Origin of the sequence: Oryzomicrobium sp., from assembly GCF_021287045.1 — a bacterium.
In the GTDB taxonomy this organism is placed as follows: domain Bacteria; phylum Pseudomonadota; class Gammaproteobacteria; order Burkholderiales; family Rhodocyclaceae; genus Oryzomicrobium.
Genome location: NZ_JAJTBG010000001.1, coordinates 260,319 through 273,288, shown reverse-complemented (window position 1 = coordinate 273,288; position 12,970 = coordinate 260,319). Strand labels below are relative to the sequence as shown.

10 protein-coding genes are annotated in these 12,970 nt (G+C 66.2%); 3 read left to right on the top strand and 7 right to left on the bottom strand.

The annotated features are described in order from the left end of the window. Window positions 1-161: 161 nt before the first annotated feature. Both LWW89_RS01245 and LWW89_RS01240 read right to left on the bottom strand, forming a co-directional pair. Window positions 162-689 (bottom strand): hypothetical protein, encoded by a 528-nt coding sequence (locus LWW89_RS01245; RefSeq protein ID WP_293259903.1) that lies wholly within the window; start codon window positions 687-689, stop codon window positions 162-164. 241 nt (window positions 690-930) lie between these two features. Next, window positions 931-2,739, bottom strand: coding sequence for a 3'-5' exonuclease (locus LWW89_RS01240; RefSeq protein WP_293259900.1), 1,809 nt, complete (start codon window positions 2,737-2,739; stop codon window positions 931-933). 302 nt (window positions 2,740-3,041) lie between these two features. On the opposite strand from LWW89_RS01240, the gene LWW89_RS01235 reads away from it, so the two are divergent. Continuing rightward, complete coding sequence (locus tag LWW89_RS01235; RefSeq protein ID WP_293259897.1) at window positions 3,042-4,373, top strand: serine hydrolase; 1,332 nt, start codon at window positions 3,042-3,044, stop codon at window positions 4,371-4,373. Between the two features lie 76 nt (window positions 4,374-4,449). Here the strand turns inward: LWW89_RS01235 and pstS are convergent, their stop codons facing one another. From pstS to LWW89_RS01210, 5 genes are all read right to left on the bottom strand, one after another. Beyond that, window positions 4,450-5,535 carry a phosphate ABC transporter substrate-binding protein PstS gene (gene pstS, locus LWW89_RS01230; protein WP_293259894.1) on the bottom strand — a complete coding sequence of 362 codons (1,086 nt, stop codon included), beginning with the start codon at window positions 5,533-5,535 and terminating at the stop codon, window positions 4,450-4,452. Between the two features lie 214 nt (window positions 5,536-5,749). Continuing rightward, a complete protein-coding gene (locus LWW89_RS01225; RefSeq protein ID WP_293259891.1) occupies window positions 5,750-6,046 on the bottom strand; it encodes a DUF3861 domain-containing protein in 297 nt (98 codons plus the stop codon). 145 nt (window positions 6,047-6,191) lie between these two features. Next, window positions 6,192-6,845: an outer membrane lipoprotein chaperone LolA gene (gene lolA / locus LWW89_RS01220; protein ID WP_293259888.1), complete on the bottom strand. Its 654-nt coding sequence runs from the start codon at window positions 6,843-6,845 to the stop codon at window positions 6,192-6,194. A 201-nt stretch (window positions 6,846-7,046) separates the two neighbouring features. Continuing rightward, the gene (locus LWW89_RS01215; RefSeq protein WP_293259885.1) at window positions 7,047-9,380 is read right to left on the bottom strand and encodes a DNA translocase FtsK; all 2,334 of its coding nucleotides are present in this window, start codon (window positions 9,378-9,380) and stop codon (window positions 7,047-7,049) included. A 148-nt stretch (window positions 9,381-9,528) separates the two neighbouring features. Then, complete coding sequence (locus tag LWW89_RS01210; protein ID WP_293259882.1) at window positions 9,529-10,203, bottom strand: cyclic nucleotide-binding domain-containing protein; 675 nt, start codon at window positions 10,201-10,203, stop codon at window positions 9,529-9,531. Window positions 10,204-10,492: 289 nt separating this feature from the next. On the opposite strand from LWW89_RS01210, the gene trxB reads away from it, so the two are divergent. Continuing rightward, the gene (gene trxB, locus LWW89_RS01205; RefSeq protein ID WP_293259879.1) at window positions 10,493-11,452 is read left to right on the top strand and encodes a thioredoxin-disulfide reductase; all 960 of its coding nucleotides are present in this window, start codon (window positions 10,493-10,495) and stop codon (window positions 11,450-11,452) included. Between the two features lie 7 nt (window positions 11,453-11,459). Then, window positions 11,460-12,596 carry a Smr/MutS family protein gene (locus tag LWW89_RS01200; RefSeq protein ID WP_293259876.1) on the top strand — a complete coding sequence of 379 codons (1,137 nt, stop codon included), beginning with the start codon at window positions 11,460-11,462 and terminating at the stop codon, window positions 12,594-12,596. Window positions 12,597-12,970 lie beyond the last annotated feature (374 nt).

The window sequence follows — 12,970 nt, the reverse complement described above, 5'->3', positions numbered from 1 at the left end:
GGCTTCTTATCTGCGCTTAGTGAAAGTGAACAAAAAAATTATTCACTTAAATAGCCTCAAAATTATCAAAATAAAATTATTACCCAGCAGGTAACTTTATCTCACTCGCCGTCACCAGGCCGGATTTAATTACTTTAAAATAAATCTAAAAACATATCACATCAACTCATATCGCATTTCGCCCAAGGCTTTTCTCTTTGCCATTTAACCTCTCCATCTTGGTTGGCAACCATGGAAGTAAAACTCCCAGCCATCTCTTCATCGGACCTCGCCACGAGCTCATAGAAATGCGTTGACTCTCGACCGAACCCGTTTTCGACAACATGTAGAGAAACAAAGTCTTTTGAAAAATACCTCTTTTCTACGAACCCCTTAATCACTGCCCTGGTACGGTTTTTTTCTTCATAATATCTTTCCCCTGTAGATGAGTTCTCATAAACCTTTTCAACAGTTCCTTCTATACGATTACCTACACGCAAAAGTATCGCCACATAGCCCAAAACCATCCCCTTATAGGGATTATAGGTAGTATTGACAGTTCGCACTTGAAAATACCAGCGACCAGCGATATTCGGAAGTGGAAAAACATTCTCCTTTAGCCAAAATAAGAGCAACGCAAGAATTCCACCACCTATAAGAGTAGCCAGCAGGCTGTATAAAAAATTTAGCACAAAGACTTCGACGCTCATTCCGCCTTTTCCTCAAATACAACCGAGAGCTTTTAAACAGCCCCTTGGGCTCCCACGCGAATCAACCCCCTGGGATAATTACGCACAGAATATTCATTCCCAGGCAACAAATATGTTTAGCCGAGTATGTACAACAACTTTAATAACGCAAAAAGAAATAAGGAGCTCGGAGGCCCATTATCGGAAGCAATCCTCAATTGCGGCTTCTGGCCGATTGCCATCGTTACTTTTCAAATATGACTCACCCCACCACCACCAATTCCTGCGTCGCCCGGGTCATCGCCACATAGAGCAGCCGGGCGTATTCATCCCGCTTTTCCTCCTCCTGCTCCATGACCCCCACGCCGGGGATGGCCACCAGGGGGAATTCCAGGCCCTTGCAACTGTGCATGGTGAGCACCTTTACCGTGTGTTCGTCCGGGGCGAAGGTGGCTTTCTTGTGGAAGGTGTAGGGGATGCGTTTGGCGGCCAGCACGTCCATCACCGCTTTTCCCACCTTGGCGTAGTCGTGGTAGATCACCGCCATGTCGTTCCAGGGGATGCCGGTCTGGTGGGCGGCTTTTAGGCGGTTGGCGATGTGCTCGGCCTCGTCCTTGATGGTGGGCAGGCGGATCACCAGGGGTTCGGGGCCGTGGCGGCCACCGCTGATGGGGGCGAGGCGGGGCACGCCGTCCTCGTCGGCCGCACCATTGACCGTGGCGCCAGCGGGCTGGAGCAGGTCCTTGGCGAAGCTGGCGGCCAGTTGCAGGATTTCGTGGGTGTTGCGGTAGTTGATCTTGAGGATGGTGGTGCGGCCCTGGGCCTGGATGCCGACGCTCTTGAAGCTGAATTTCTGCTTCTTGCCCCGGGCATAGATGTCCTGAGCGTCGTCGTAGAGCACCAAGAGCGAGTTGGTGTCCGGGTTGACCATCTGGGTGACGAGCTTGAGCCAGGCGGGCTCGAAGTCGTGGCCTTCGTCGATGAGCACGGCGTCGTACTGGCCGCCGGGGATGAGGCCCCGGTCCACGCCGCCGATGACCCGCTCGACCATGGCGGCGAAGTAGGCGCTCTGGTCACCGTCTTTCTCGTTGCCCTTTTCCGGCAGGCCGGCGTTGTAGGCCACCAACTGGGCGCGGCACCACTGGTGAAAGGTGTGCACCAGCACCTTGCCGGCCAGGCCCTTGGCGGCCATGGATTGGGCGAGGCGGTTGGCCAGGGTGCGGTTGTAGCAGAGCACCAGGATGGGCTTTTGGCAGACCTGGGCGAGGTGTTCGGCCCGGTAGCCGAGGATGAGGGTCTTGCCGCTGCCAGCGACGCCGTGGATGACCCGGTGGCCTTCGCCCAGGCTGCGGGCGAGCTGTTCCTGCTGCAAGTCCATGACCCGCACGATGTCCGGGATGTCGGCCACCTCCGGGTCGGCGAAGAGCTTGCCCTGGAGCGGGGCGTTGATGCGGATTTCGGGGAAGAGGTGCCAGCGGATGCGGTCGATCTGGGGCAGGGACAGGGCGGTGCTGCGACTGAAGGGGAACATGCCCCACAGGCGCTGCTGGAAGGCTTCGGCATCGACGCCCTCTTCCATCTCGTCGCGGCAGATCACCCGGTGGGGGGCGATCACCTCGCCCAGGTCGGTGTCGTCGAACTGCTTGCGGGTGATGTTGGTGAGCACCACGCCGTAGCCCCAGGGGAAGTAGAGCTTCCCTTGCTCGCGCCCGGACGAAAACGTCAGTTGGGGATCGCGCTTGAGCAGGTCGGCCACGGCGTGGGCGTAGTGGCGGGCCTGCTCCAGGGGATTGGGCACCTGCTTAACCCCATCGGCGGTGACCAGGGTGGTGTGGTCCCGGTCCATGGCCTGGAGGGTGTCCAGCTTCCAGTCCTTGACCTCCAGCACCAGGATGCCCCGGCGCGGGTTGAAGACGATGAAGTCCGGATGCAGGTTGGCCGGGCCCACGGGCACGTCGTACCAGAGCAGGTAGTCGTCTTCGAGCTTGGCTTCGAGCCGCCGGGCGAAGCGGTTTTCGCCGGCGGTCATGCGCCCGGCGCAAGTGGAGATTGCGGGAATCAGGGTTGCCATGGTGCCATACGCGTCGCTGCGCCTCCCGGGCAGGCCGGAGCATTGCCGGCCAATGGTTGTCAGTCACCTGACATTATGCCCTCGGGTTTGCGCGATATGCCGTGCGAAAGCGCACAGCGCCTCCCATGACCGGGGATGCTCCGACAGCGCGGCCCACCGCCGGTCCTGTCGTTACAGAGTCGAACCGATGGGGGCGCCCGGGTTCGCTATAGTTTCTGGGCACGATGCCTTCGTCCTACCCTGCCGCCGCCCGCGCCCCAGGTGCAGTTGCGGGCCAGGGCCCATTGCCGGGAGATGCCGCCATGAACCGATTTCGCCCCCTTCGCCCCTTTCCTCGCGCCGCTGCCCTGGCGGCCTGCCTGGCGCTGGCCGCCACCGCCCACGCCGCTTCTCCGGTGCCCGACGCCGCGGCCAGCGACCCGGCAGCCCTGGGCTGGATGGTGGGGTCGCCGCCGCCCCCCGAGCGCATCCTGCGTTTCGACGACGGCAGCTACTTCCGCTTTCCGGCACTGCGCTGGAGCGTCGCCAACTTTCGCCAACTGATGCCCACCATCAACGTCTCCCGGGGGCTGGGCGCCATCGATCCCCTGCCCCGGGCGCTGCGCAAGGACCTGGACGCGGTCCGCTTCGTTCCCCTCGGTGGCAGCGAACCCATGACCTGGGAGCAGTCCCTGGCCGCCAACTACACCGACGGCATCGTCGTGCTGCACCGGGGGCGCATCGTCTATGAGCGCTACTTCGGCGTGCTCAAGGACGACGGCCAGCATGGCGCCATGTCGGTGACCAAGTCCGTGGTCGGCACCCTCGGCGCGCTACTGGTGGCCGAAGGGCTGCTCGACGCCGACAAGCCCGTGGCCCACTACATCCCCGAACTGGCCCGCTCGGCCTTCGGTACGGCCACCGTGCGCCAGGTGCTGGACATGACTACCGGCCTCAAATTCAGCGAGGATTACGACGACCCGAACGCCGAGGTCTGGGCCCATGCCCAGGCAGGCAGCCCGCTGCCCAAGCCCCGGGACTACACCGGCCCGCGCAGCTATTACGAGTATTTGCAGGGCGTGCAGCCCCAGGGCAGCCACGGCGCGGCCTTCGGCTACAAGACGGTGAACGCCGACGTGCTGGGCTGGCTGATCGCCCGGGTCACGGGCCGCAACGTGGCGGACTATCTTTCGGAGCGCATCTGGCGCCCCCTTGGCGCCGAGCAGGACGCCTACATGACGGTGGATTCGATCGGCACGCCCTTCGCCGGCGGCGGGTTGAACACGGGCCTGCGCGACCTGGCGCGCTTCGGCGAGATGCTGCGCACCGACGGCCGCTTCCACGGCCGGCAGATCGTGCCGAAGGCGGTGGTGGACGACATCCGCCGGGGGGGCGACAAGGCCGCCTTCGCCCAGGGGGGCTACCCGCTGCTGCAAGGCTGGAGCTACCGCAACATGTGGTGGGTGACCCACAACGACCACGGCGCCTTCATGGCCCGGGGCGTGCACGGCCAGCGCCTCTACATCGACCCCAAGGCCGAGGTGGTGATCGCCCGCTATGCGTCCCACCCCCAGGCGGGCAACGCCGCCAACGATCCGACCACCCTGCCGGCCTTCGACGCCCTGGCCCGCTACCTGATGACCACACCGCGCTGAGACTCCCCGGCCGCCCGCCGCAGACCCGCGCCGCGCCCCGCCTTGGAATGGGCGGAAGGCCGGCCCGGGTCCGGCGTCAGCGCAACGCTCCCACGCCGATGGGAGCGCCGTTGCGGTCCACGATGCTGGCAATGGCGCGGTAGGACTTGGCCTGGATGGTGGTGGGCAGGCGGACGAAATTGACCTGCTTGGCCAGGTCGTCGCCGTGGAGGAAGGCCCAGGTGAAGAAGCGGATCACCGGCATGGCGCTGGCCGGCTTGTCCGCCACCCGGGGCATGACCACGAAGGTGCCCATGGTGATCGGCCAGCTGTCGCGGCCGGGCAGGTTGGTGAGGGTCTGGGTGAAGTCGCCGCCCTGCATCCAGGCGCTTTGCAACAGGGCGTTATGGAAGGTCTGGGGGCCGGCCTCGACCACGGCGCCCTCGGCGTTCTTGAGGGCCACGGGCTTGAGCTTGTTTTCCACCACGTAGTTGTAATCCACGTAGCCGATGCTGGCCGGGGTGGCCTGGACCGCCTCCACCACGCCCTTGCTGCCCTTGGCCGGCACCACGCCGGCGGGCCACTTGATGGCGGTGCCCACGCCCAGCTTCTGCTTCCAGGCCGGGCTGACCTTGGCCAGGTAGTCGCTGAAGTTGTAGGTGGTGCCGGAGCCGTCGGAGCGCACCACCACGGCGATGGGTTTGGCCGGCAGGGCCAGCCCGGGGTTGAGGGCACGGATTTCCGGGGCGTCCCAGTGGGTGACCTCGCCGGCGAAGATGCGCGCCAGCACTTCCCCGGTGAGCACCAGCCGGCCGCCGTCCACCTTGGGCAGGTTCACCACCGGCACCACGCCGGTGATCACCGTGGGAAAGAGCACCAGGCCGTCCCGGGCCAGGTCCTCGCTTTTCGGGGCCACGTCGGTGGCGCCAAAATCCACCTGCCGGGAACGAATCCGTTGCAGCCCCGCCGACGAGCCTGCCGGGTCGTAGGCCAGATCGGCGCCGCCGGCCTTCTTGTACTGCTCGGCCCAGATGCGATAGACCGGGTGGGCGGCGGAGGAGCCGGCGCCGTTCATGGGCTCGACCGCCCGGGCGATCGCCGGGGCGAGCAGCAGCCCGGCCAGGGCGGCCGCAGCGGCAAGGCGGGAGACAAAGGCCCAGCGGGGCGTAAGGGTCAGGGGCACGGCAACATCCTCATGGCGCGCCGCGCCGGCCTGAAGCGGGCTCTGCGGCAGCGTGGGCAATAGCATTGGCGCAAAACGCCTGCACATCCGGGGCCGGGCCAAAAAAGAAAAAGGCGCCCCAGGCGGGCGCCAGTGTAGCGGGCGAATGTGGCAATTCAATTGCAGGCCATGGATACCGGGCCGCACGCCCGTCCGACAGCTTGCACGGGGGCGGTCAGCCCTGGGCCGGACCTTTCTTGAGGTGCTTCATGAAGGCGACGAACTGGGGGAAGAACTCGGCAAACAGGGGGTGGTCGCGGTTTTCCAGCAGGGTCTCGCCGAACAGCTTGAGGCCGACGCCGAAGGCGGTGGCCGTCTCTTCAGGCAGGTCGCCCCGGCCACGCAGGTAGGCGACCACGGCCATGATGTCGTCGTGGTTGCCGACTTCGAAGCGCAGCGGCGACGCATCGACCGGGTTGCCCTGGGCGTCGGCCAGATGTTCGACGGTAACGCGGTAGCGGTGTTGTTTCATGGGGGGTGGGTCTTGTGGTTTGAAAAAACATCCCCCGCGCGGGCTGACCTACAGGCAGCCGGGCGGGGGAACGGCAACGGTGCCGGCTGCGCAGCGGGCCCGGATTGGCCTGAGTATGGGAATAGCCAGCGCCGGCAGCGGGGCCTTACTCGCCGGTCACGTCCGCCCCGGCGGGCGGGGTGAAGCGGAAGGTGGCGGGGGGCAGGCTGGGATTACGCTCCAGCTTGGGGAAGGTGAGGCTGGTGGTCTGGCCAAAGCTGTCGGTCAGTTCCATGGCGCGCAGGGTGTCGCCGCCAAAGCCGAGGCGGATGCGCTCGAAGCCGCCGTCGGTCTGCTTGGGCACGGCCTCGACCCAGGCCAGGCCGTCCCGCTCGCCCTGTTCGGTGAGGGTGAAGCGCTTTTCCACGTTGTTGTCGCCGGCCAACAAGGCCGCCGGGGTGCCGGACAGGGCCTGGGTGAATTTCTTCACCGTCACCTGCTTCAGCTCCGGGTCGTACAGCCAGATCTTTTCGCCGTCGCCGACCAGCAGCTGGGGATAGGGCTTCTGCTGTTCCCAGCGGAACTTGCCGGGGCGGGACAGCAGCAGCTGGCCGGTGGTCACCTGGGGCTTGCGCCCGGAGCGGGTGGTGACGGTCTGGCTGAAATCGGCCCGCAGGGTGTGGGTGGTTTCGAGGAAGCTCTTGAGCTTTTCCACCCCGCCGGCGAAGGCCGGTGACACAGCGAGTAGCCCAGGCAGCGCCAGGGCGGCGCACAGAGTACGCAGAAAGGGGCGGCGGGAAGCGATGGCGGGGGTAGTCATGGCGAGTCCGGAAATTTAGGAAGCAGAAAGGACGGTAGGGCTGGGGCCGTCCGTCCGCTGCACGGCGGGCGGTCTGAAAAGCGGGGAGACGGGGCAGTCGGCGCTAGGGTACGGTAAGGAATCGGGGGCGGAAGGCGACGATGAACGCCGAACAGGAAAGGCCGTGGGGCCGGGGCCGACTGCCCCGGCATCCCAGCCAACTCATTCCTCGCGCTTGGGCGCCAGCACCTCGCGGCCGCCCCGGCCGTCCATGGCCGAGACCAGGCCGGCCTTTTCCATGGCCTCGATGAGGCGCGAGGCCCGGTTGTAGCCGATGCGCAGGTTGCGCTGGACCAGGGAGATGGAGGCGCGGCGGGTCTTGAGCACCACTTCCACGGCCTGGTCGTAGAGGCCGTCGTTCTCGGGATCGTCGTCCTCGCCGCCGTCGCCGCCCATGCCGTCGTCGCCGTCGGCCCCGGCGCCGGTGAGCACGCCTTCTTCATATTCGGGGGCGCCCAGGCTCTTGAGGTGCTGGACGACCCGGTGCACCTCGTCGTCGGCGACGAAGGCGCCGTGCACCCGCAGCGGGTAGCCGGTGCCCGGGGGCAGGTAGAGCATGTCGCCCTGGCCGAGCAGGGCCTCGGCACCCATCTGGTCGAGAATGGTGCGGGAATCGATCTTGGACGACACCTGGAACGACATGCGGGTGGGGATGTTGGCCTTGATCAGGCCGGTGATGACGTCCACGCTCGGGCGCTGGGTGGCGAGGATGAGGTGGATGCCAGCGGCCCGGGCCTTTTGCGCCAGGCGGGCGATCAGCTCTTCGACCTTCTTGCCCACCACCATCATCAGGTCGGCCAGCTCGTCGATCACCACCACGATGAAGGGCAGCTGGCGCAGGGGTTCGGGGGCCTCAGGAGTCAGGGACAGCGGGTTGGGAATGCTGCCGCCGTCCTTTTCCGCCTCCTTGATGCGGGCATTGAAGCCGGCCAGGTTGCGCACGCCCAGGGAGCTCATCAGCTTGTAGCGCTTTTCCATCTCGCCGACGCACCAGTGCAGCGCGTTGGCGGCCTGGCGCATGTCGGTGACCACCGGTGCAAGCAGGTGGGGAATGCCCTCGTAGACCGACAGTTCGAGCATCTTCGGGTCCACCAGGATCAGGCGCACCTCTTCCGGCTCGCTCTTGTAGAGCAGCGAGAGGATCATGGCGTTGATGCCCACCGACTTGCCCGAGCCGGTGGTGCCGGCCACCAGCAGGTGGGGCATCTTGGCCAGGTCGGCCACCACCGGCTGGCCGCCGATGTCCTTGCCCAGGGCCACGGTGAGGGCCGAAGCCATCTCGTTGTAGACCCTGGATGAGAAGATTTCGGAGATGCGCACCGCCTGGCGCTTGGGGTTGGGCAGCTCAAGGGCCATGCAGGACTTGCCGGGCACGGTTTCCACTACCCGGATCGACACCAGGGCCAGGGCTCGGGCCAGATCCCGGGCCAAATTGACGATCTGGCTGCCCTTGACCCCCACCGCCGGCTCGATCTCATAGCGGGTGATGACCGGCCCCGGGTAGGCGGCCAGCACCTTCACCTGCACGCCGAAGTCGGCCAGCTTGCGCTCGATCAGGCGGGAGGTGAATTCCAGGGTGTCGGCGGCGGGCAGATCGTTGTTGGCCGCCGGGGCGTCGAGCAGGTGCAGGGGCGGCAGGCGCCCGCCCACCACGGCCTCGGGGAAGAGGGCCGGCTGGCGTTCCTTCTCCTTGCGCTTGGCCAGGCGGGGCGAGGGCTTTTCCTCCGGCTCAGGGGGCAGCTCGATCAGGATCGGCTCGTGGTCCTCGAACTTCTCCCGCTCCACTTCCACCACCGCTTCCCGCTCCCGGGCCACTTCGCGGCCGATGCGCCGGTCCTGCCAGCGTTCCACCAAACCCCGACCGCCGAACCAGGCGCCTTCGAGGAAGGCGCCGAAGCGTTCGAAGAAGTTGAGCCAGCTCATGCCGGAAAACAGGCTCCAGCCCAGCACCAGGGTGGCCATCAGCAGCAGGGTGGCGCCGGTGAAGCCCAGGACCCGCTCGGACCAGGCGGACAGCTCGACGCCGAGCATGCCGCCGGCCACCAGGGGCAAGGGATGGCTGAGGGAATGGAAGCGCAGGGATTCGATGGCGCAACTGGCGAGCAGCAACACCAGGAAGCCGACGGTGGCCAGCACCAGGGGGCGGCGCGCCGCCGGCTCGTCGTCGGTAGCGACATCCCCCAGGCGGCGGTAGCCGCGGATCATGAAATAGACCATCAGGCCGACCCACCACCAGGCGGAAACGCCGAACAGGTAGAGGAGCAAGTCGGACAGCCAGGCGCCGAAGCGGCCGGCCGGGTTGCGCACCACGGCGCTGCCGGTGGCGTGGGACCAGCCCGGGTCGTTGGCGTCGAAGCCCCACAGGGCGATGGCGAGGAAGGCGCAGAGGGGAACCAGCAGCAGCCAGCGAAATTCCTGGAGCAGCCCGCCCACCTTGTCGGGCAGGGGGGCCTCCCGGTCGGCGGCGAGGGCGGCGGACTTTGAAGCTAGGGCCATGGGGCGGGAACGGGGATCTCTCGTTCAGGATGGACTGGCGGTCCATTATACGGCCGCCGGCGCGCCACCCGGCCGCGCCGTTCCGCCGCCACGCCGGAACGCCCCGGAGGGACGCCGGCCGGCTGCGACAATTGGGCAGGCGCCCCGGTCAGGCGGCGTTGAGGATGATGCGGCCCGGCTCGCAGCGGATGTAGCCGGTGGTTTCCAGATCTTTCATGACGCGGCTGACCATTTCCCGGGAGGCGCCGATCATCTTGGCGATGTCCTGCTTGGAGAGCTTGCGGGTGATGATCCGCCGGCCGTCCTCTTCCTCGGAAAAATCGATCAGCAGCCGGGCGACCCGGCCATAAACGTCGAGCAGCGCCAGGCTCTCGATCTTGCGGTCGGCCACGCGCAGGCGCTGCACCAGGCCGCGCATCAGGGACAGGGCCACGTCGAAGTGGTCCACGATGCAGCGCTGGAATTCGGCCGGGGAAATCTGCAACAACTCACAGGCTTCCAGGGCCACCACGTCGGCGGAGCGGGGGCTGCCGTCGATCAGGCCCATTTCGCCGAAGAAATCGCCGGGAGCCAGCAGGGACAGGATCACTTCCCGCCCCTCGTCGTCGGTGTTGGTGACCTTGGCCGAGCCGGTGAGCAGGATGTACAGGGAATCGGTGGGATCGCCGGAACGCACCACGGCGGTGCCGCGGGTGACGGAACGGCGTTGGGAATTGCGGGCGATGCGGGACAGTTCCTCGTCGGTCAGGCGCGAAAACAGGCTGACCCGACGTAGAACGAAAGGGCTCAGGGATGCGGCGTGGGCCGCGCTGCGAGTTTCCATCGTGTGCTCACTCCCCCAGCTGGATGAACGGAATGAAAGTAGCAAAAACGTGAAATATTCCCAGATTATAGAGGAACTCGCCGGAAAAACCGTGCCACACCGCCATCCATGGCCCCGGACGCCGATTGCGGGTCTGGAAAACCGCTTCGGCAAACCCGCACCAGCCCCGCTCATGACCAATTCATGCCCAACCAATCGATAGCCCTGCCCTATCGTGGCGATGGAAAAAGCCAGCGCGGGAGCCGGGTATAATCGCGCCCATCCAAGACCAAAGCGAAGAGAGAGCCCCATGAGCACAACCCGTCACAGCCCCCTGTTGATCCTCGGTTCCGGCCCCGCCGGCTACACGGCCGCCGTCTATGCGGCCCGGGCCAACCTCAAGCCCGTGCTCATCACCGGCCTCGCCCAGGGCGGCCAACTGATGACCACCACCGAGGTGGACAACTGGCCGGCGGACGCGGACGGGGTGCAGGGCCCGGAGCTGATGGCGCGCTTCCAGAAGCATGCCGAACGCTTCGAGACCGAAATGATCTTCGACCACATCCACACCGCCAAGCTGGATGCCAAGCCCTTCCGCCTGATCGGCGACGCCGGTGAATACACCTGCGACGCCCTGATCATCGCCACCGGCGCCTCGGCCATGTACCTGGGCCTGCCCTCGGAAGAGAAGTTCGCCGGTAAGGGCGTGTCCGCCTGCGCCACCTGCGACGGCTTCTTCTACCGCAACCAGAAGGTCGCCGTGGTCGGCGGCGGCAACACCGCCGTGGAAGAGGCGCTCTACTTGGCCAACATCGCCAGCCACGTCACCCTGATCCACCGCCGCGACAAGTTCCGCGCCGAAAAGATCATGCAGGACAAGGTGTTCAAGAAGGTCGAAGAAGGCAAGATGACCATCAAGTTCGACACCACCCTGGACGAGGTGCTGGGCGACGGTTCCGGCGTGACCGGCCTGCGCCTGAAGAACGCCAAGACCGGCGCCACCGAGAACATCGACGTGATGGGCGTGTTCATCGCCATCGGCCATAAGCCCAACACCGACATCTTCAAGGGCCAACTGGAGATGGACGACACCGGCTACCTGATCACCCAGGGCGGCCGCGAGGGCAACGCCACCCAGACCAGCATCCCCGGCGTGTTCGCCGCCGGCGACGTGCAGGACCACGTCTACCGCCAGGCGGTGACCTCCGCCGGGACCGGCTGCATGGCCGCCCTGGACGCCGAGCGCTACCTGGACAGCCTGGCCAAGTAAGGACGCCATGGCGAAACACCGCCACCCGGCGAAGGACCACGCCCGTCTTGCGACGGGCGTTGGTTTTTCCGCCCTGGAAAAGCTCAAGAGCCGCCTGCCCGCCACGCCGCAGGAGCCTGGCGGCGGCAAGCCGGCGCCGGCCAAGGCGCCCGCCGCCAAGCCCGCCTCGGCGGCGCGTCCGGCCCCAACCATTGCCTCCGGCGGAGACGAGGATGCGGCCGCCCTGTTCCGCGCCGCCGTGGGCGCCACCGACGCCAGCCCGGCCCTGGCCCGGGCGCGCAACCGGGCGGCGCTGGAACGGGCCAAGCCCGCCCCCCGGCCCATCGTCCAGCCGACCTTCAAGGAAACGGATTCCCCTACTCCGGCCCCGTCCCGCCCCCTGCCGGCAGACGACTCGCCGGACCTGTTCCGCGCCCTGGTCGGGGAAGTCACGCCCCTCAAGGACACCGGGCAGGCCGACATCGGCCACCACAAAGCCCCGCGCCACGCCTTGATCTTCGACCGGGACGGGCGGAAAACCGCGCCAGGCCTCGAGTTTGGCGACGCCCCCCTGGAGAATGGCGCCCCATCTGGGGAAGCGGCCATCTACGATCACCTGGCCGCCAGCGTCGGCAACGATCCGGGCGCCCTCTTCGCCCACGCCGTGGGCGCCGTGGCCCCGCTCAAGGACAAGGGGTTGGCCGACGTGCAGAAGCCCCTGCCGCCGCCCCGGCCGATCAAGCGCGAGGAGGACGAGCGGGCGGTGCTGGCCGAAGCCCTGGACTCCCCCCTGTCCTTCGAGGACCGACTGGACATGGGCATCGAGCCGGCCTTCCTGCGCGACGGCCTGGCGCGCAAGGTGCTCACCGACCTGCGCCGCGGCCGCTGGGTGGTGCAAGCCGAGCTGGACCTGCACGGCCTGACCCGGGACGAGGCCCGGGAAGCCCTGCGCCGCTTCCTCGCCGACAGCCTGGAGGCCGGCCGGCGCTGCCTGCGCCTGATCCACGGCAAGGGCCTGGGCTCCCCCAACCGGGAGCCGGTGTTGAAGCACCTGTCGCGCAGCTGGCTGGCCCAGCGCGAGGAAATCCTCGCCTACTGTCAGGCCAAGCCCCAGGACGGCGGCGAAGGCGCCCTGCTGATCCTGCTGCGGGCACCCCGGGGCTGAAGGCGACCACCACAGCCTTCATTCCTCTACCGCCTGCGGCATCCTGCCCTGCGGCAACCGGTCACTCCCGCCGCCGCTGCCGCCCGCATACACTGCGAACCGTTCTTTAGGCCCGCCAGGCCTGGAACTCCACCTCAGTTGTTGATTCGCAAGCCCCGGGGTTTTCGCTCCGGGGCTTTTTTTCCGTATATTCCCAATCGCATATTGAGATCACATGGAAAAGCGATTATGGGACGGCGAACGGGTGTTGTGAGTCTACTCAACGCGATTGCACGTGAGGCGGCTAGAGCACAACGACAAGCAGACGCAGCCTCGCGGCGGGCACACCGAGCCCAAATTGCCCAGGTCAGGGCGAATGCACGGCAGGCTGCGGC